15 protein-coding genes are annotated in these 21375 nt (G+C 44.9%); 13 read left to right on the forward strand and 2 right to left on the reverse strand.

Annotated elements, in window-relative coordinates; all coding sequences use genetic code 11:
- The 10 genes from VRK_RS15170 (at position 1) to fecE (ending at position 14079) form a co-directional block, all read left to right on the forward strand.
- Positions 1 to 1686, forward strand: a complete 1686-nt coding sequence (locus VRK_RS15170) for a non-ribosomal peptide synthetase (protein ID WP_197413123.1) — start codon at positions 1 to 3, stop codon at positions 1684 to 1686.
- 2 nt (positions 1687 to 1688) lie between these two features.
- Positions 1689 to 2384: a thioesterase II family protein gene (locus VRK_RS15175; protein ID WP_059122147.1), complete on the forward strand. Its 696-nt coding sequence runs from the start codon at positions 1689 to 1691 to the stop codon at positions 2382 to 2384.
- Positions 2377 to 4845: an ATP-grasp domain-containing protein gene (locus VRK_RS21325; RefSeq protein ID WP_197413124.1), complete on the forward strand. Its 2469-nt coding sequence runs from the start codon at positions 2377 to 2379 to the stop codon at positions 4843 to 4845. Before VRK_RS15175 ends, VRK_RS21325 begins: the two co-directional genes overlap by 8 nt.
- 14 nt (positions 4846 to 4859) lie before the next feature.
- Positions 4860 to 6692 carry an asparagine synthase (glutamine-hydrolyzing) gene (gene asnB / locus VRK_RS15185; RefSeq protein ID WP_059122148.1) on the forward strand — a complete coding sequence of 611 codons (1833 nt, stop codon included), beginning with the start codon at positions 4860 to 4862 and terminating at the stop codon, positions 6690 to 6692.
- Between the two features lie 7 nt (positions 6693 to 6699).
- The gene (locus tag VRK_RS15190; protein ID WP_059122149.1) at positions 6700 to 7617 is read left to right on the forward strand and encodes a DMT family transporter; all 918 of its coding nucleotides are present in this window, start codon (positions 6700 to 6702) and stop codon (positions 7615 to 7617) included.
- A gap of 493 nt (positions 7618 to 8110) precedes the next feature.
- Positions 8111 to 10252, forward strand: a complete 2142-nt coding sequence (locus tag VRK_RS15195) for a TonB-dependent siderophore receptor (RefSeq protein ID WP_157371927.1) — start codon at positions 8111 to 8113, stop codon at positions 10250 to 10252.
- A 161-nt stretch (positions 10253 to 10413) separates the two neighbouring features.
- Positions 10414 to 11322 (forward strand): Fe(3+) dicitrate ABC transporter substrate-binding protein, encoded by a 909-nt coding sequence (locus VRK_RS15200; RefSeq protein ID WP_059122150.1) that lies wholly within the window; start codon positions 10414 to 10416, stop codon positions 11320 to 11322.
- Positions 11319 to 12350 carry an iron chelate uptake ABC transporter family permease subunit gene (locus tag VRK_RS15205; RefSeq protein ID WP_231735785.1) on the forward strand — a complete coding sequence of 344 codons (1032 nt, stop codon included), beginning with the start codon at positions 11319 to 11321 and terminating at the stop codon, positions 12348 to 12350. The genes VRK_RS15200 and VRK_RS15205 overlap by 4 nt, the downstream gene beginning before the upstream one ends.
- Entirely contained in the window at positions 12347 to 13309 is a 963-nt protein-coding gene (gene fecD / locus VRK_RS15210; protein ID WP_059122152.1) for a Fe(3+) dicitrate ABC transporter permease subunit FecD, read from the forward strand. The genes VRK_RS15205 and fecD overlap by 4 nt, the downstream gene beginning before the upstream one ends.
- A gap of 2 nt (positions 13310 to 13311) precedes the next feature.
- Positions 13312 to 14079: a Fe(3+) dicitrate ABC transporter ATP-binding protein FecE gene (gene fecE, locus VRK_RS15215; protein ID WP_059122153.1), complete on the forward strand. Its 768-nt coding sequence runs from the start codon at positions 13312 to 13314 to the stop codon at positions 14077 to 14079.
- 107 nt (positions 14080 to 14186) lie between these two features.
- Here fecE and glpK read toward each other — a convergent pair whose 3' ends face one another.
- Complete coding sequence (gene glpK / locus VRK_RS15220; RefSeq protein WP_059122154.1) at positions 14187 to 15701, reverse strand: glycerol kinase GlpK; 1515 nt, start codon at positions 15699 to 15701, stop codon at positions 14187 to 14189.
- A gap of 93 nt (positions 15702 to 15794) precedes the next feature.
- On the reverse strand, positions 15795 to 16652 hold the full coding sequence (locus VRK_RS15225; RefSeq protein WP_059122155.1) for an MIP/aquaporin family protein: 858 nt from the start codon (positions 16650 to 16652) through the stop codon (positions 15795 to 15797).
- A 508-nt stretch (positions 16653 to 17160) separates the two neighbouring features.
- Here VRK_RS15225 and glpA point away from each other — a divergent pair.
- From glpA to glpC, 3 genes are read left to right on the forward strand one after another with little or no spacing between them, the layout of a single operon-like run.
- Positions 17161 to 18810 carry an anaerobic glycerol-3-phosphate dehydrogenase subunit A gene (gene glpA, locus VRK_RS15230; protein ID WP_059122156.1) on the forward strand — a complete coding sequence of 550 codons (1650 nt, stop codon included), beginning with the start codon at positions 17161 to 17163 and terminating at the stop codon, positions 18808 to 18810.
- Positions 18807 to 20147 (forward strand): glycerol-3-phosphate dehydrogenase subunit GlpB, encoded by a 1341-nt coding sequence (gene glpB / locus VRK_RS15235; RefSeq protein ID WP_059122157.1) that lies wholly within the window; start codon positions 18807 to 18809, stop codon positions 20145 to 20147. Before glpA ends, glpB begins: the two co-directional genes overlap by 4 nt.
- Complete coding sequence (gene glpC / locus VRK_RS15240) at positions 20144 to 21370, forward strand: anaerobic glycerol-3-phosphate dehydrogenase subunit GlpC (RefSeq protein WP_059122158.1); 1227 nt, start codon at positions 20144 to 20146, stop codon at positions 21368 to 21370. Before glpB ends, glpC begins: the two co-directional genes overlap by 4 nt.
- Positions 21371 to 21375: the final 5 nt, after the last annotated feature.

The raw sequence follows: 21375 nt of genomic DNA on the forward strand, positions 1-21375 counted from the left end.
ATGTCATCAAAATATTTACTTAAAGCTTTAGAAATACAGACGAAGAATCATCCAAAAAAAACGGCTGTTACTGACGAGCATGAATCGCTGAGTTTTGAAGAGTTTTACAGTCGTATATGTGAGCTGTCTGAGAAGATAAAGCAGCAATCAAATGAAGGTGCAACAGTTGCGGTTAGCATGAAAAGAAGTGTTAACTTTGTAGTTGCAGCATATGCGGTTTGGATGGCTAATAGAGTTTATGTCCCTATGGATCATAATTGGCCAGAATCAAGGAAATATAAAGTTCAGCAGTTAGCAGACGCTGAACTACTCATCGGGTTCGATAGCATTGAAGTTTTGCAACCAGAAAAAACTGGAACGACGAAATCGGATCATGCATACATCATTTTCACTTCAGGAACCACAGGTATACCTAAAGGGGTTCTGGTTAGTCATCGTGCGTATGAGCACTTGGTTAGAAAACATCAGACTGACATCTATCAGCCTTCCCTAGTGATTGATGGAAATGTAGCGATGAATGCCTCATTTTGTTTTGATAGTTCTCTGGAGCGATTGGCCTTAGTCGCTCTAGGTTACTCACTACACATAATTAGTGATGATGTAAGAAAATCACCACAATTGCTAGTGAATTACATCCGTGAAAACGATATTTGTAACATAGATTTGGTACCATCTCATCTAAAGTTATTACTTGACGTAGGTTTGGGGTCATTGGCAGTTTTACGTTTGCTCATCGTAGGTGGGGAAGCAATTAATCGTGATCTCTGGTGTTCATTGGTTTCTTTGAATATTACAGCATATAACGTATATGGGCCTACGGAAAATACCATCAACACGTCAATTGCAAAAATAGAAGGTGATATACCAACAATTGGTAAGCTTTTTGACGGAGTCGACGGTATTATCGTGAATGAATCTGGTGAGGTATGTGGTGTAGGTGAGGCCGGGGAATTATATGTTTCGGGAGCTCATCTTGCTGAGGGTTATTATAATGACCACTTGAGAACCGAGCAGTCTTTCGTCATGTTCAATGGTAAACGGTGTTATCGCACTGGTGATCTAGTTAAACAAAGTCATGAAGGCAATTTACTATTCTTAGGTAGAATTGATGAGCAAGTGAAGATCAGTGGATATCGTATCGAAGTAGAAGAAATCCGACGTGCAATTTTAAGTCTTACGGGCATTTCTGACGCAGCGGTGTCTGTAGTTCTGCGAGAAAACAACAGTCCTTCGTTACTTGCTTCCGTAGTTTTGTACGATGGTCAAGAAGTGAGCATTGATAAACTGAAATGTGAACTAGAAAAATCACTCCCCAGTTATATGATACCAACACTATGGCAAACAATTAAAAGTGTTCCTCTTACCGATAATCTTAAGTCCGATCATAAATCACTTTTGAATCAATGGAAAATCCAGGCAACAAGATCTGACCAAGTTATCCCGTCAGGCAATCTAGACAACATGTTTGAACGAGTTAAGAAAGTTTGGGTGGACGTTCTTGAACAACCAGATTTATCACTGGATACTCACTTTTTTACAGTCGGAGATTCGTTGTCAGCAATGAGTCTTATGGTTCTTCTGGAAAAGGAACTTAATTGCCAAGTATCTTTACCTGAATTGTTCAAATATCCGACTATTAGATCATTATCTACATATTTAGAATCTAGAACAGAAGAGGCTATTTGATAATGGATAAACCTATTATCTTCTGTTTCCCTCACGCCGGTGGAGGCGCTCACCAATACCTATCGTGGCAAAATATGCTTCCTCAGGATATTACTTGGCGAGCTGTTGACCGAGCTGGTCGATATTCACGTACTAGTGAGCAAACTCAAGATAGTTTCGAACATCTTGTCCAAGATCTCGTAGAACAATTGTTGCCAGATATTCATAAAGCTCCATTCGCCCTTTTTGGCCATAGTATGGGGGGAGCATTAGCATTTGAGGTGACAAAAGAACTTGAGATGAAAGGGTTATATCCCAAGTGTCTTTTTATCTCTAGCGCTGTATCTCCTTTAGATCGAGATAAAGATGAAATTCGCTTTTTTGAGTTGGAAGATCAATTGTTTCTTGATCACATACTCGGTGGTCGTGATGAGGTAAATCGTGCAGTGTTACAAATTTTCTTACAGGATATTCGAGATGAGTATAAACAATATCACCAGTATTCTCCTGATAGAGACTCAGTGCTTGAAACACCAATTGTGGCGTTATGTGGAGAAGATGAACCTATCAATGTAACTATGGATAATTGGCAAAATTTCACTAGGAAATTTCACGGTGTTTTCCAATTTCCAGGTAGTCATTTCTATTGGAAAGAAAATTTAGTCGAAGTAGCTGCTTTAATCAGTAATCAGATGAAATTAAAGGGATATTATGCCTGAGGTTTATAATAAAGATGTTATCGTCATTGTTGACGCATATACAGGTGGAAAGTATTTGATTAATGCTTTTCAGTCAATTGGCTATAAAGTTATTCACGTTGAATCACAGTTCACTCCAGATTATTTTCTTCAGGATCAGAAATTTGTGCGAAGTCAGGCTGACAAAACGATCACGTATGATTCTAAGTTAGATGAACTAGTCGAAGTGTTAAAAGAATATTCAATCAAAGCTATTATCGCAGGTAGTGAAGGTGCTGTTGAGTTAGCTGATACATTGAATGAGGCAATTGGTCTGACATTTTCAAATGATTTTTCACTATCTAATGCTAGGCGCGACAAATATGTTATGCAACAAACATTAAAACAAGCTGGTGTACCTTCAATTAGGCAAGCTAAGGTGAGTACAAAGACGGAATTATCTAATTGTCTATCAGATATCGCTGACTGGCCTGTAGTAATAAAACCTTTGAAGAGTGCAGGAACAGACGGTGTTTCAATATGTTATTCGATGAAATCGGCGCAGGAAGCATTTGATCACATAATTGATAAGTTAGATATGTTTGGTCAAACCAATACGTCAGTACTTTGTCAGGAATTTTTGGAAGGTGTTGAGTATGTGGTTAATGGTGTTGCTAGGAATAACAATTACTTTTTTACTGAGTTATATGAGTCAAAAAAACGTTTCGTGGACGGTAATCCGGTCTACGACGAGCAGATTCTTCGTTATGTTAATGACGAGTGCTATTCTTCTTTAACAGATTACACTCAATTAGCCTGTCAAGCTCTGGGCATTAAAAATGGTGCATTTCATGCTGAAGTAATGTTAACAGAAAATGGTCCAGTGTTAATTGAGGTAGGTGCAAGAGTAGCAGGGGGAGCAGATCCTTACATTATTGAAGAAACATTAGGACATTCACAAATAAGTAAATTAGTTGATGCGGTCATTCGTCCTGACTTTTTTTTCAATAGTGTTGTGCAACAACGTAATGTTAACCATTGCCACCATAAGCAAGCCGCCTACGTATATATGATCAGTCCTGATGAGGTATTTATTAAGTCGGAACTATTGCCCTATATCAAAAATGTTCCAGGGGTCATTTCGGCTAAATACCACTATAAGGTAGGAGATTTACAACCTAAGACTGTGGATCTTTTGACTGCACCAGGTGTTATTATGATTATAAAAGAGGATTATTCTAGCCTTATGGCGACTATTAAGGAAATACGCCAAATTGAAAAAAATTTCTATGAGTTAGAATTACATAAAGGTTGTGATACTTCCACCAATGATTTGTTATCTTTAGTCCAAGAAACTCAGGAAAAATTTCCTTGGTATACGAAGTTGAAAGCCATTGATACTAAAAGTCAATTTACAATTAACGATTTACCACTTATCGATGAACAAGTACTTACCGAACATTATTATCATGTAGATCATGAGTTTGAATCCGCAGATGAATATTTAACTTCGGGGACAACTTCTGGTCAAAGGAAACGGATTCTTTATGCACCATCTGATCAAGAAATATACCGTAAACAAAGAAAAAAAATAATTCAGCAATTTTGCGGCTTAGGATACAAAACTGCATGTGCCGATTTAGGAACAGGCCATGCAGCTGCAACGGCTGGAGATATATTTCATTCAATGGGGTGTGAAACGAAATTGATCGATTTCACTCGACCGATTAACGAACACATAGAAATTCTAAATCGTTTTAACCCAGAAATATTTTTTACTATGCCTATGATCTTAGATGCTCTTATTGCAACTGGAGAGCTGACTGCAAAACCAAAAAAAATTATAGTCTTAGGTGATGTAGCTAGCTTTACTTGGCAGGAGAAGGTAGCTGATTTCTTTGATATTACTACTGATGATATATTAGATTTGCTGGGCAGTATCGAAATTGGCTCTATTGCGTTTTTTAACCACGATATTGGTAGATATCAATTTGATGATTATATATTCCCCGAAGTTATGGATGCAAACAGTTTGTATCCTGAAGCAAACTATACTGGACCAGGGAAAATACTGCTACTAACCTCGTTTGCCCGTAAATTTTTCCCTGCAATTCGATTCGTTACAAATGATCTAATTGAAGATTTTCAGTCTGTAATACATGACGGCAGAACGATTTACACTTTCAAGCGTTGTCTAGGGCGTTATTCCGGTGAGTTTAAGCATGGTGAAAAGATTAATCTATCAGATATTACAGCTGCTATCGCTATGTATTCTCCATATAAAGCATATGACTTAGATGATTCTCAGGGGGGATTAGTGATTCGAATTGCTGACAGTGGGCTTAGTGAATATCAAAAAGAAAAAATCAAGAGTGAGCTTTTTAAGCGAAATCCAGATATATTCGAAATGATATCCTCAGGGTTAGTTGGTGATATTGAAATAATTCCCGTATCTGAAGAAGAAATAAACTGTACAGTTAGCAAACGTCGATATAAGTCGTAATTGGAGGTTAATAAATGTGTGGGATCGCTGGGGTAAAGCATTTTAGTAATAAAAAGTATGATATTGATAATTTTCAATCTATGTTAGATACATTATATCACAGAGGTCCTGATCAAGAGGGTATCTATAGAAGTGATAGAATTCTCATGGGGATGCGGCGATTGAAAGTCATAGCTCTTGAAAATGGAGCTCAGCCTTGCTTTAGTGATAACGGTCGATATGCGATAGTATTTAATGGAGAAATTTACAATTATGTTGACTTAAGAAATGGATTGAAGGAACGAGGTCTAAATTTTAATACAGATTCAGATGCAGAGGTTATAGTAAATTTATATCAAGAGTATGGAAGTGAATTTTATAACAAACTTGAAGGAATGTTTGCAGCAGCTATTTATGATACTAAAACTGAATCTATATTACTATTTAGAGATCGAGCAGGTAAGAAACCGCTTTACTACAGTTTTGAAGATGGGTCATTGATATTCTCCTCCGAAATTAAATCTTTACTAAAAAGTGGCTGTATCAAACGAAATCTCAATTACTCAGCTATAGATTATTTTTTGAAATTCCGTGTAATGCCAAATGACCAAAGTGTTTTTGACTCTGTACATAAAGTACCAGCAGGAACTAGCATTATTTTTAAAGGTAGTGGAATATCGAAAATTCAGCATTGGTCGGTAAATTATTCACCAAGTATTGTTAGAAAAACTGAAGTTGAGTGGATTAATGAAGTTGATTCACTACTAAATAAGTCAGTTGAGAAACGGTTATTAGCCGAAGTCCCTGTAGGAACTATGTTGAGTGGGGGGTTGGATTCAAGTCTTATTACTGCAATTGCTCGTAAGCTAGATTCTATTCATAATCTTAAAACTTTCTCTATTGGATTCCGGGATGCTGAGTTTTCTGAATTAGCATATGCTCGACGGCTAGCAGAAGATCTTGGAACGGAACACTATGAGTATATAATTGAGCCAGAAGAAGCTATTCAGGCCGCTAAAGATTTAGTGAATCATTTTGGTGAACCTTTTGCTTTTCCTTCGTCGATTGCGAGCTATTTTATGTTCAAATTAGCAAGAAAGCATGTGACAGTAGTTTTGGGAGGTGATGCTGCTGATGAATTGTTTGGAGGCTATGCTAGATACCAGCTACTACAAAGTTTCCCGAATATTCCAGCCGATATGGGGTTACCACGTAAAGTTGATCTTGACGGTGGAGACTTGGGCAATGTAACTTTTCCACATTTTTACCACTCATTATTGACTGACGGGCTTGATAGGCAAAGTAGAGAATTATTGTATAGTTCTGAATTTATAAAAATTTTGTCCCAAGAGCAGTGTATAAGTAAACAAACGAATTATACGGATCAATTGTCCTTAGAGAATAAGAGTTACTTGGATCTTGCAATGGAATATGACTTTAACCATTGGATGAATGAAGCTCAATTGGTTAAAGTTGATATAGCATCTATGGCTAATTCGTTAGAGGTACGAACTCCTTTTTTAGATAGATCTTTGGTTACATTAGCTACTTCAATGCCAAATGAATTTAAATTGAAAAACGGGAAGGAAAAGTACTTACTCTATCGAGTGGCGGAGAAATATTTACCTGAATACATATTGCATAGAAAAAAACAAGAATTGGCAGTTCCATTAGAAAAATGGTTATTAAATAATATGAGAAGTGAAGTTACAGAAACTCTTTTAAGTGAAAAAGCACTAAAAAGAGGAATATTTAATCCTGTAGCATTAACCAAATTTGTATCTGAGTTTAAATATGAAAACTGTTATGCATTGTGGACTTTATATATGTTGGAAATTTGGTTTATAAAAGTGTTTGAATCGGAGTAATTTAAGTATGTGGAATGGGTACTTTATTGGGGTGTTATTAGTATTTATTTATGTTTTTATCGCTTCTACACAAAGTGTAGTACTTAATATTTGGTTAATAAATACAAATGTATTCGTGATGGTGGCTCTGAGTTTTACAGTTGCAACCCTAGTATTTTCTTTAATTACATTGTCTAAACAACCTAAATCCTATCGAAATTTGATGGTTGAATGGCGTATGGTTTTAGCATTTAACGTTGTCACTGTATGTAATTGGCTCTTTTATTTTTTGTCAGTAAAGTATTTAGAACCATCCGTCGCAGTTACTATTACTCAGGGCTTAGGCCCTGTTATTATGACTTCGTGGTTGCTAGTTAGAAGACAAAATGTATCCAAGTTTACCCAGATTTGTCATCTAGTTATATTAGTTTCGATTTTGGTGCTATGTATATACGTTTTTACAACTAGGTCTGCACTAAGTGTATATAGTCAGTCTCAAGTTTTACTAGGTTTTATGCTTGCACTGCTCTGTTGCGTTAGTATCACAGCAACTGTACTTATCTCTAAGAAATTTGCAATTAATCACGTACCGGCTTCAACGATGCTTTCCATTCGTTTCCCGCTGTTAATTCTAGTTTCTGCTTCATTCATACCCTTTCAAGCAGATGCCTCTATTGATTTAAATGATGTTTATACGATTTTAATTGTATCGCTCCTTGGTGTATGTACATCTATTTATGTTTTACAAAAGGGGATTGAAATGGCATCACCGTTAGCAGTATCTACATCTTTGGCTGTATCCCCCCTTGTTGTTTTGGGGATTCAAAGCTTCTTAACTGACTATCCAACTTCTATCTTTCTACTTTCATTGATTACCCTGATTGTTTTAACGTCACTGGCTTCCATTTTATATGAAGGTAAGTTGTTAAAGGTTGTAGAACAATGAAGTAAAAATAGAGAAAAATACGGCAAGGCTGGTTTGTGGTTCCACAGCGTTATAGTTTTCCCAATACAAACATTCTGATACGTTGAGTTAAACAGGCTTTGTTGCGTATTAATCCCACATTCTAATACGAGTGCAGCACACTTTATGATCACATCTCCAATCCACAGGAGATGTAGTATGTACGCCAACCAAAAAAGATTTCTGGTTACGCTTGCATCTTGGCAAGGGTCACTGGCACACAAAGCATCGATGCCAATGAAATTGAAGAACATCATTGCGCACCAAACTACAGCACGACCATTTTGGAGGCTTAGAATATAAAACCAGTTCCACCCCACATCACCACAATACACAACAAAGTGCATTAACTTCCCGGCAATTTAGCGCTATTTCAGCGATAAATTTAACAATTACTTGAAATAAGAATTAAACTCATTTAGATTTTCGTCTTCTTTGATACATATCTCATTTTATTGACGGATCAAACCATCTCATGTTTCATGCTAAATACAATAATCAAGCGCAGACATCTGTGATGCCGGGTAAAAAAACACCGCTCGCACTGATGATCGCGCTCAGCTTTTCTGCCGCAGCAGTGGCAAGTGACGAGACCAAAACAACCCCAGCCGATGCAACCATGACGGTTCATGGCCGGGCGCTGTCACTTTACCGGGCACAAGAAACCGCATTTGCAACCCGGACACCAACCGCGATTGATGATACCCCACAGTCAATTCAGGTACTTCCTCGTCAGTTGATCGAAGATCAGGCGGCGCGGCAGATTACCGATTTGTACCGTTCAATGAGTGGTGTCAGCCAATACAACTACTCTCATGTGACGTTCCGCGGCTTCCGTCAGGATCATGTTTTATATGATGGTGTGCGCGGCGATCCGTTTGAAGGGCTGTCGATTCCACAGTTATTTAATATTGAGCGGGTGGAAGTATTGAAAGGCCCGGCGGCTGCCGTGATGGGCAGTGGCGAGCCGGGGGGCACCATCAACTATACGACTAAAAAACCAACTTATGAGACCAAACGCCACGTTGCTGTGACTGGCGGGAATCAGGATTATACCAGCGCTCAGGTTGAGTTATCCGGGTCTGCCAATGCCGATCAGTCACAGCGTTATCGTCTCGGTATTTATCAGGATCATGAGAATCCTTACCGTAAAAATACTGATACCCGTAACCGTATCATCGATTTAGGCTATGAGTGGGATGCAGGAGACGATACCACGATTGGTCTGCAATATGTCAATGTTACGCAGCACATCGGCGGGGGCCGGATTCGTGGTATTCCGACCGATGACGACGGTAACTTCTTGGCCGATGCATCATGGAATGCCAATGATGCCAGTGATTACCACGATCTGGATGCGCAAGTCTATCAGGCACGTATCAATCATAATTTCAATGACTGGCTCTCCGGTGATGTGACTTTCCGCTACTTTGAAAATGAAGATACGCAAAAGTATCATGAATCGAGAAGCTTGAAAGACACCAACAAAGACGGCAGAAATGATACGGTGACCCGTGAGTACCGGGATCAGTTGAGAGCGCATAAAGCCGGATCAGTGACCGGGAATCTAATCGCGCAACTAGACCAACATACCATTCTGTTCGGTGCCGATTATTACCGACTGAACAAGAAATTTACCTATTATCGTGCCCAGCGTAAAGGTGGGGTCTCGGATCGCAGTCTGACGCACCCCGACTACACACCGGATGATGTTTCATCCTATAAAAAGCCGCTCTTCAAGCAGAGTGACTCTCATGAAGAACGTTACGGGGCTTATCTTCAGGATCAATGGCAAATCACCGATGCGTGGAATGTACTCTCAGGTGTTCGGCTGGATGGCTACCGCGATGAAGTGATTGATTTGAAAAAGAAGACCAAGGAAGAGTATTCCGGTACCGGTTTCTCTTATCGGGTCGGCTCGACGTATAAAATTAACGCGCAGTTCCATCCTTATGCGGTGATTGCAACCGGTTTTGTCCCTCAGGCTGCGGCATCTCAGGTTTCCGACAATGGCGGGCCGTTCGATCCGGAAGAGAGCCTGATGTATGAAACCGGGGTGAGAACTTACCTGTTTGATAACCGGGTCAACATGAATGTGGCGCTCTACCACATTACTAAGGAAAACGTACTTCAGACCGATCCGAATGACAGCGATAGGCAGGTGGCGTACGGCAAAGTTCGCAGTCAGGGGATTGAAGTTGATGTGCTGGCCGACCTGACAGAAAACTGGGTGGCGAATCTGTCTTATGCGTATAACGATACGCTGGTCAAACAGGGTTATGGTCAGTTCTCTAACCGGACGGTCGGCAAGCGTTTTGCGAACGCACCGCATAACCAACTGGGCTTGTGGACGCGCTATCATTTCCCTGCGATTGATTCATCGATTGGCTTTGGCGCAGATTATGTCAGTGAACAGCTCACGCAAAGTGCACAAAGAGTGAAGCCTTTTACGGTGTACGATATGTCATGGCAGACACAGTGGCAGGATTGGAAGTTCCAGCTGAATGTGAAAAACCTGTTTGATAAGGCGTACGCTGTCAGCGGCTTTACAGAAGCAACCGGCCCGTTCGTCGGTGAGCGGCGGCGCGTTTACTTACAAGCGGATTATTCATTCTAATCTGTCTTGGCCCGGAATTTTCCGGGCCTTTTTGTCTTAGTAAGGCCGAATGAGATTGCGACAAACAGTTCCCTATTTCTGGTGTTATATCTGAGTTTTTCGTAATATGAACAATTCTCATTTATATAGCTCAATGCTTTGATTTTTTGGATGTTTTGCACATGCTGAAATGTTTTATGCGCCGTGTTGCTTTGCTACTCTTGCTCTCTTGTGGATTTGCACCATCAGTTCTGGCGGTAACGGTGCAGGATCAACGTGGCACTTTTTCCATCGATTATATCCCGAAGCGCATTGTGGTACTGGAGTTCTCTTTTGCCGACGCATTGGCAGCCGTGCATGTGAGCCCGATCGGGATTGCTGACGATAAAGATGCTGAACGGATACTCCCGGCTGTCCGCGCGCAATTTTCTAACTGGGTTTCGGTGGGGACGCGTTCTCAGCCGTCACTTGAGATGATTGCCGAGCTCAAACCCGATCTGATTATTGCCGATGTGGATCGCCATGCGGCGGTGTATGACGCACTGAATAAAATCGCTCCGACACTGATGTTACGTTCTCGGCGCGAGACTTATGCGGATAATCTCGCTGCCGCAGCGATCATCGGTGAGGTGGTCGGCAAAGCACAGGCGATGCAGCAACGCTTAGATTTACATCAACAACGGATGGCGCAATATCGTCAGCAACTGCACGCTTTGCAAGGCAAAACGTTACTATTTGGGGTCGCGCGGGAAAATGGCTTTTATGCCCATGCCAATGATTCATATGCGGGCGGGGTCGCGCAAGCGTTAGGATTTCAATCGCCACCGGCATTATATGATGACCAGGCCAGCCACCAGATTGGGCTAGAACAGTTGTTGGCCATTAATCCTGACTATTTAATCGTCGGAGACTATACCCCGAACAGTATTATCCATCGGTGGAAAAAGCAGCCCTTGTGGCTAATGTTAGGTGCTGTACGAGCCCACCATGTGTTTTCTGTCAGTGGTAATCTTTGGTCACGTTGTCGGGGAATTCTGGCGGCTGAATATATGGCGAAAGATCTGCTTCAGTTGGTTCCGTCATCGTCATGAGTTTTCCCCGCCGAGCTATATTTCCCGGAGCTGCTCACTCTTATATGTTGCGTATGATGCTGTTGTTGTGTCTGAGTGGTTTGATTTTGGTGCTCGGATGGTGGGGGCTATGCGCTTTTTCTGCGATTCCGATGTCACTCAGTACCCCCTATGATGCTTTTTTATCGTCTCATTCCCCGACGATTGCCGAAACTGTGATTGTTGAAATCCGTCTGCCCAGAGTAATTGAAGCGATATTAGTGGGAGGCGGATTGGCGGTTGCCGGGTTGCTGATGCAGACGCTGACCCGTAATCCGCTCGCATCGCCGAGTCTGTTTGGTGTCAATGCCGGTGCCGCTTTGGGCGTTGCGCTGACATCAACCCTGTTGTTACAGCAAGCTTATGTGAGTCAGCCGGTTGCCGCGATTATCGGCGGCGCGCTGGCTTGGTCGATTGTGGTGCTGCTTGGTGGTGCATGGCGTAGTGGTGCTGAGCGTAAACAACTGGTCTTGGCTGGTATTGCGGTCTCTGCGTTGTGTGGTGCGATGACCAAAGCGATGGTGATCTTGGTGGAAGATCAAGCTTCCGGAGTGATGACTTGGCTCGCCGGTTCTTTTGCCAGTGTGAGCTGGCAGCATGTCTCGCTGAGCTGGCCGTCGCTATCGGTCGCTTTGCTGGTGGCATGGCTGCTCTCTCCCAAGCTCAATTTATTGGCGCTGGGGGATGAACGGGTCAAAAGTCTGGGTGTCCGTCTGACATGGCTACGGGCGTTGACCGGATTACTGGTGTTTATCATTGTCGGCGTGTGTGTCAGTGCGGTCGGTTCGATCGCATTTGTCGGGTTGATCGTGCCGCATATGGCGCGGAAATTGTTTGGTTATGATTTGCGCTGGCTGATACCGGGCGCGGCATTGGTCGGCGCGATATTAACCTTAAGTGCTGACATTTTTAGTCGCTGGGTGATTTTTCCCTCAGAAACACCAGCCGGTGCTGTGCTGGCATTGATGGGAGCGCCTTGTTTTATCTATCTGGTCAGGAAAGAACGATGAATCATGGATTGAAGATGCCGCTGCTGTTGAGCGGGCTTATTGTGGTCAGTTTTTTCGTCAGCCTGAAATACGGGGCGGTTGATCTCAGTTGGACGCAGTTATGGCACGGATTACACAATCAGGGGGCTTTTGCTTTTACCATTTATGAATACCGCTTTCCGCGCGCGATTGTGGCGATTGTAGTCGGGGCGATGTTAGCCACTGCCGGGGTGTTGATTCAGGGGGTGATTCGTAATCCGCTCGCGTCTCCCGACATTCTGGGTGTCAGCCACGGGGCCGGGTTGGCGGCTGTCGCAATGATGACACTGTTTCCGGCCGTCTCGGTTTTCTGGCTGCCATGGGCTGCGCTGGTCGGAGGGATTGTTGCAGCATTCATTCTGGCGCTGTTGGTGCGGGGCAATCTGGCACCGGTGAAACTGGCGATAACCGGTGTGGCTCTTGCGGCGCTTTATGCCAGTGCGATTGATTTCATCATGCTGATTCATCCGTTAGATATCAACAATGCCTTACTCTGGCTGACCGGTAGTTTATGGGGAAGAAGCTGGGAACAAATTCAATTATTGTTGCCGTGGTGCGTACTACTACCTGTGGTGCTGGGGTTAAGTCATCCGCTCAATATTCTGGTATTAGGCGAACAACGGGCCACCAGCCTCGGGGTAACGGTTAGTCTGACGCGATTGATCGCGTTGGCGATTGCGGTGGGATGGACTTCGGCAGCGGTTGCGATTTGCGGGCCGATTAGCTTTTTGGGACTGGTTGCACCGCATCTGGCGCGCCAACTGGTCGGCGGTAAGCATCAAATTTTGCTGCCGACAGGCATGTTAGTCGGGGCACTGATCTTACTGGTTGCAGATTTTGCCTCGCGGGTGATTGATCCACCGATTGAACTTCCGGCCGGGATTCTGACCGCTGCAATCGGTGCGCCTTACTTTTTGTATTTATTAGTCAAAATGAGATAAAGATGGGACTGAAGACCGAAAATCTTGATGTCGGATACGGTGATACACCGATTGTTCAGCAGGTAAATTTGCAGATTTTGGAAGGCAAGGTTACCGCTTTACTCGGGCCGAATGGGTGTGGCAAATCAACCCTTCTGAAAGCCTTGGTTCGTATTCTCACGCCGCAGTCAGGAATGGTTCAGTGGCAAGGCAAAGATATCCGTCATTACTCATCACAGGCAATTGCGCGGGTATTATCGCTGTTGCCTCAGTCTCAGGAAGTTCCGGAAGGCATCTTAGTTCGGGATGTGGTTGGCTATGGCCGTAGTCCTTATACCGGTTTCTGGGGACAGTTAACACAGACCGATCAGCGGCAAGTCGAGCAAGCGATGCAGTTAACCGGGGTCACCGCCTTTGCCGAGCGAAAAATCGCTGAACTTTCCGGCGGCCAGTGTCAACGGGTCTGGTTAGCGATGACTTTGGCGCAGGATACAGATTATGTCTTTCTCGATGAGCCGACCACCTATCTCGATTTAAACCATCAGGTTGAACTGATGAAACTGATACGTCGTTTGAATCACGAAGGGAAAACATTAGTGACGGTTTTGCACGATATTAATCAGGCCTGCCGCTATTGTGATCATTTGGTGGTGATGAAAGCCGGGCAAGTGGTGGCGCAAGGAGCACCGACAGAGATATTAACCACGCAGTTGCTGGCGGATGTCTTTGAGCTGGATGCCGAAATTCACCGGGATCCGATTGCGGGCACGCCGATGTGTGTGGTGAAGTAGCGCTGCTCGATTTCGTGCGGCAATACCCATTTGTGCTAATAAAAATGTGTCAATAAAAAAGCGCTAAGCCAATCTGGCTTAGCGCTTTGCGTAATCGGTGCGTCTGATTACTCTTCGTTATGCATTTCTGCCCAGCTTTGGGCGCATTTAACAGCGCGTCTCCAGCCTTTATAACGACGTTGCCGCTTTTCTTCATCGTGATGTGGTGAGAAGGTGCGATCAATCTCTGCTTTGTTTTTCAGTTCGTCCAGACTATCCCAGAAACCAACTGCAAGGCCGGCAAGATAGGCGGCTCCCAAGGCGGTCACTTCAGTGACTTTCGGACGGTGTACCTGAGTATCAAGCACATCGGCCTGGAACTGCATCAGGAAGTTATTGGCAACCGCACCGCCGTCCACTCTCAGCCCGGCCAGCTTAATACCGGAGTCTGCCTGCATGGCATCGAGCACATCACGTGTCTGATAGGCGATACTTTCGAGTGTGGCTCGGATGATATGGTTTGAATTGACGCCCCGGGTCAGACCGACAATCGTGCCGCGCGCGTAGGCATCCCAATAGGGAGCGCCTAGACCGGTGAATGCCGGCACCACGTACACACCGTTTGCCGTGTCTTCTTTGGTGGCAAAGTATTCGGAATCTCTGGCATCGGAGATGAGTTTCAGTTCATCTCTGAGCCATTGAATCGCAGCCCCCCCCATAAACACTGCACCTTCAAGTGCGTAAGCGGGTTCGCCATTCGGGCCACAGGCCAGTGTGGTCAACAGGCCATTACTGGAGATGACTTTTTCCTGACCGGTATTCATCAACAGGAAGCAGCCGGTTCCATAGGTGTTCTTCGCTTGTCCTGCCTGAACACACATTTGCCCGTACAGTGCGGCTTGCTGGTCTCCGGCAATCCCGGCAATTGGAATCCGGGTTCCCCCTTTACCACCGATGTTGGTTTTACCGTAAACTTCCGAGGATTTTTTGACCTCCGGCATCATTGAGAGTGGAATAGCAAATTCAGAGAGAATTTTCTCATCCCACTGCAAGGTGTTGATGTTGAACAGCATGGTCCGGGATGCGTTGGTGTAGTCCGTGACATGGACGCGTCCTTGAGTCATTTTCCACACCAGCCAAGTATCCACTGTACCAAACAGCAGTTTGCCGGCTTCAGCATCTTCACGGGCACCTTCAACATTATCCAGAATCCATTTGATTTTTGTCCCGGAAAAATAGGGGTCTAATAACAGCCCGGTATTTTCCCGGATATAGGATTCTAGTCCGCGTGCTTTGAGGGTTTCACAGATCTCTGCGGTACGACGACATTGCCAGACAATTGCATTGTAGACCGGTTTACCGGTTTCTTTATTCCAGACAATGGTTGTTTCACGTTGGTTGGTAATCCCGATGGCTGCCACTTCGTCACTGCGAATCCCAGCCTTACCAATTGCTTCGATTAATGTTGAACTCTGGGTTGCATAGATTTCCATCGGGTCATGTTCGACCCAGCCGGCTTCGGGATAAATTTGAGTAAATTCACGCTGAGATACACTGACGATATTGGCGTCATGGTCGAGTACGACGGCCCTTGAGCTTGTGGTCCCTTGATCAAGGGCAACGACATATTTTTGCTCAGTCATGGTTCATTCCTTCATCTTTTATTGTTTCATGTTTTATTAAGTCGCTGCTTAACTTCTTTTTGTTGCTATTGTTTGTTACGGGATTCAGTGCAGTTAAATATGCGCTTCGGTATTCTCTTCTTCAGTTACATCACACTGATTCGGGATTGTACAACCCACACCCACTGTCGGCAGGTATGCTGCAATGAACTTAGGATAGGCCCAGGCCCCGAAGCACGCACCGGCAATCGGTCCGATGATCGGCACAATAAAATAGGGGATATCCTTACCACCGGTCAAGGCAAAGTCCCAACCTGCCAGATAAGCGAAAAGTTTGGGGCCGAAGTCCCGGGCTGGGTTCATGGCAAAGCCGGTCAATGGCCCTAATGAGCTGCCGATGACGGCAATCAGAACACCGATCAACAGTGGGTTCATTGCGTTTCTGTGTGCCCCGTTATTTTCATCGCCGAGCGCCAGAATCGCAAACATCAGGACTGCAGTAATGGTAAACTCAACGGCAACGGCACCAAAAAAGGATAACGATGCATTCGGATAGGTTGAAAAAATACCGGCGGTTGCGAGTGCCTCCTGACTGCTGCGTAGTATGCCATGAGTGACTTCATAGTTGACGAATAGATTGCTATACAACGCGTAAATCAATGCCGCAGAGCAAAATGCCCCGAGGATTTGTGATGCGATGTAAGGGAGTACTTTTGCTTTGTTAAAACCGTGGAATGCTGCCAGAGCTATCGTGACTGCGGGATTAATATGTGCTCCGGAGACACCTGCCGTGCAATAGATCGCAATCGACACACCGAACCCCCAAATGATACTGATTTCCCATTGTCCATATGAAGCACCGGTGAGGACCAGAGCTGCCACACAGCCAACACCGAAAAATATCAGTAACCCTGTTCCGATAAATTCAGCGATGCATTCCCCTAATAGGGTATGTTGTTTTGTACGAGCCATAGGTAAGAGTCCTTGTTTTACTCATATTATGCAGGGCTTATTCTGCATAGAATTCTTTTTGCGAAAACAAACAAACATAATTAATGAGTGTTCGAGCACAATTGTGTCTCTTTTATTTCTATTTTTGTTAATTAGAGCATTATTTTAAAGTACGACATTCTGTTTAATGGGGCAATGATGCGGTTCAAATATCGCTTTGAGCCGAGAAATAGCTCATGTTTTTAATATTTATTTAAAAAAATGTTTGATAAATGTTGTGATTTTGGGTTGGTGGTTTACTTGCCATGATTGAGCGTATGTGGGGTTGTACTTCGATCATTCATCAGCTGACAGCTGCTGTTTTCTGAGCGGGTGATAGTTGTGATAAACCTCATGATATGACGATCTTTAATTGTACGAGATGATGATTGAAATGTTCGTTCGCTCTTTTGTGAGCAATATATCGAACATTTAAGATAATAAATGACACACTATTTGTAAGTGCATTGATATCAGAAGGTTCATATTCATGGCGGTTGCCCGAAGATTAGAAACAGATGTCGTTATTATTGGTGGTGGTGCAACAGGCACCGGGATCATGCGTGACTGTGCGTTGCGGGGCATCGACTGTATTTTACTGGAACGGGATGACATTGCTTCCGGGACGACGGGGCGAAATCATGGTTTATTACATTCGGGGGCGCGTTATGCAGTGACCGATCCCGAGTCAGCAAAGGAATGCATTCAGGAAAATCAGATCCTCAGACGGATAGCCAGACACTGTGTTGAACCGACCAACGGTTTATTTGTCACTTTACCGGAAGATGATTTGGCTTATCAGGATACGTTCGTCAAGGCGTGTGGCGTTGCTGGTATTGAGACGACGCGTTTAAGTCCCGGAGAGGCACTGGCGTTAGAACCTCATGTCAATCCACAGTTGCTTGGGGCCGTCAAAGTGCCTGATGGTACATTAGACCCGTTTCGCCTGTGTAGTGCGAATGTTCTGGATGCGAAAGAACATGGTGCACGTGTTTTGAACCGGACACATGTCCAAGGCTTGATTCGTCAGGGAGATACGGTGCTTGGTGTCCGGGTCTGGCGTTCGGATACCCGTGAACACCTTGATATCTATGCCAGACAGGTGGTGAATGCCGCTGGCATCTGGGGGCAGAATATTTGCGAATATGCTGACCTGAAGATTCGTATGTTTCCCGCCAAAGGGTCTTTGCTGATCCTCGATTACCGCATTAATAACCTCGTAATTAATCGCTGCCGCAAACCGGCCGATGCCGATATCCTCGTTCCCGGTGATACCATTTCTTTAATCGGTACTACCTCTGAGCATGTCGATTATGACCAGATTGATAATTTACAGGTGACGGAGCGAGAGGTTGATTTGCTGCTGAAAGAAGGGGAAAAGTTAGCCCCGATTATGGCTAATACTCGGGTATTACGGGCATATGCCGGTGTGCGGCCATTAGTATCTGTTGATGATGATGGCAGCGGACGTAATATCAGCCGGGGGATCGTATTACTCGATCATGAAGCGCGGGATGGCCTGAAAGGGTTGACGACGATTACCGGTGGTAAGCTGATGACCTATCGTCTCATGGCCGAATGGGCAACGGATATGGTCGCTCAAAAATTGGGTCATTCAGCCCCGTGTCAAACACATCTCAAACCGCTGCCCGGAGCAAACGGGATGCCGAAGAAGGCGAAAAAAACAGCCAGCCTTGCCAAGCCGGTTTATGAATCAGCCATTTATCGTCACGGTGAACGCGCCGAAAAATTTTTAACGGATAGTCCTGAGAGTCAGGCCGTTATATGCGAGTGTGAGATGGTCACCACCGGTGAGATCGAATATGCAATTCAACAGCTGGATGTAAAAAACCTCATGGATCTCAGGCGTCGGACCCGATTAGGGATGGGGCCTTGTCAGGGGGAACTGTGTAGTTATCGGGCAGCCGCGCTGTTTTCTGAATATGCCGGTATGGATGGGTGTGAATCCGGCGCCTTGTTGACTGATTTTCTGGAAGAACGCTGGAAAGGGATTAAGCCGATCTTCTGGGGCAATGCGCTGCGGGAAGCGGAATTTAGTTACTGGATTTATCAGGGACTGCTTGGCGTGGGAGAGCAACCGCAGATGGATTCGGATATTCAGCAGGAGGAACGCCAATGATGGATTATGATATTGCCGTGATTGGCGGTGGGATTGCCGGATATAGTGCGGCGATCCGCAGTCAACAGGCGGGAAAGAAAACCGTGCTGATTAGTCAGGGGCAGAGTGCGTTGCATTTTTCTTCAGGCTCCATTGATGTATTGGGGCGTCTGCCAACGGGTGAGCGGGTTGAAGATCCTTTCGCCGCCATTCTTCAGTTACAACAGCACCAATTCGGTTCCTCAGCATTACCGGGACAGACGGACTTACATCCGTATGTGAAAGTCGGCCGGTCGGTTGTGGAGCAGAGTCTGCTGTGGTTTAAAGAGATGCTGGCCGCGGAGATCCAGCTTTCTCATCAGCCGGATTATGCGAACCACTGGCGCATTACACCGTTTGGCACCCTGAAAGCGACTTGGCTATCTCAGCCATATGTGTATCAGCACCGTTCGCAAGCGAGTTTCCGCGAAATCGTGATTGTTGCGCTGGCTGGGTACCGTGATTTTCAGCCTCAGATCCTGAAAGATAATTTAGCCCGCGTGGCTGATTTTGCCGGGATACCGATACGGATTGCTACCATTCGTCTCCCCAGCGTTGCGCACGATCAGCGTCATCCTTGTGAAAGGCGCTCGCTGGATATTGCTCACTCGTTGCAACAGGCATCAGTTTGGTCGTCATTTTGTGAGCAACTGACCCGAATGACCTGCGCTGATGATTTGGTGATTTTGCCAGCGGTGGTTGGTCATGGTGGTGGGATGACAACCTTGGCGCAATTACAACAGGCAACGCAACGTTACTTTCATGAAGTCCCGACCATGCCGCCTTCGTTGATGGGCATCCGCCTTGAAGCGGCTTTACACCGGATTTTTATACAGGCGGGAGGCATTCATCTCAAAGGAGATCAAGTTCTCGGAGGACACTTTGAAGGGCATCGTCTGACAGAAGTGTATACCCGTAATCTGACCGATATTCCGGTTCGTGCCGGGCACTATATCATGGCGACCGGTAGTTATTTCAGTCAGGGGCTTCAGGCATCACGACAGGCGATCAAAGAACCGGTTTTCGGTTTGGATGTTGCTCAAATGACTCCGCGAACCCAATGGGGAACGCATGATTTTATTGCTGATCAACCACATCCGTTTATGACCTTTGGTGTGTCAACTGACGCCCATCTTCATCCGAGTTATCGCGGTCAGCGCATCGATAACCTTTATTGTTGCGGTGCCATGCTGGCCGGATATGACCCGGTTTTTGAAGGCAGTGGTGGCGGGGTTGCCATTGCCACGGCCTATCATGCCATTGAACAATGTATGGGCCATCATGTTTGCCCGGCGACTTGTCAGGAGGCTCTGTCATGAATCGTCCTTTTACTCAGCTTGCCCCTCAGGGGACCTCGTTCGAACAGTGTATCAAGTGTACGGTATGTACCGCTTACTGCCCGGTTTCGAAGGCAAATCCTGACTATCCGGGTCCGAAGCAGTGTGGCCCTGATGGGGAGCGCTTACGGATCAAAAATCCGGCTTATTACGATGAAGCATTGAAATATTGTACCAATTGCAAACGGTGTGAAACCGCATGTCCTTCCGGGGTCAAAATTGGCGATATCATTGCCGTGGCCCGAGGGAAATATGGTCAGGAGCCGCTCAATCCGAAACGAATCCGTGATTATGTACTCAGTCATACCGATCTGTTCGGTACACTGGCATCACCGTTGGCACCGATTATCAATGCGACGACCGCTTTACCGATTGTCAAAAAAGCCATGCATCGGACCATCGGTGTTGATCAACATAAATCATTACCCAAGTATTCACACGGGACATTCAGACGCTGGTTCAGACAAAACTGCACCCGTCAGCCGTTGTATCAGCATCAGGTGACTTATTTTCACGGCTGTTATGTGAACTACAACCATCCGCAACTGGGGAAAGACTTCATCAAAGTCATGAATGCGATGAATATTGGTGTTCGCTTGTTGGAGCGTGAAAAATGTTGTGGTGTTCCTTTGATGGCGAACGGATTTCATCATAAAGCGCGCCAGAATGCTGAGGCAAATGTTCAATCGATGATCGCGGCTGTGCGGGATTATCAAACGCCGATTCTTGCCACGTCATCCACCTGCTCGTTTACCTTGCAGCAGGAATATCCACATGTGCTGGGGGTCGATAATGCTCAGGTTGCTGACAAAATCGAATATGTGACGCGCTTTTTACTGCGATCATTTATGAATGGGCAGCAACCGGTGATGAAACCATTGAATTTGAATGTGGTGTATCACACGCCTTGTCATTTGGAACGCAGCGGACAAGCGATATTTACCATTGAGTTACTGAAAATGATTCCGGGGGTTACTGTCACGGTGCTGGATAGTGAATGTTGTGGCCTGGCCGGAACGTATGGTTTTAAGGCCGAGAACTATCCGGTATCGATGAAGATCGGTGCACATTTGTTTGAATCGATTGATCAATCCGGTGCGGATCTGGTAATCACGGATTGTGAAACCTGTAAATGGCAGATTGAGGAAAACACCCGGCTTGATGCGATCCATCCGATCAGTTTGCTGGCGATGGCGGTTCAATGAAAAGC

This window comes from Vibrio sp. MEBiC08052, from assembly GCF_001506075.1.
GTDB lineage: Bacteria > Pseudomonadota > Gammaproteobacteria > Enterobacterales > Vibrionaceae > Vibrio.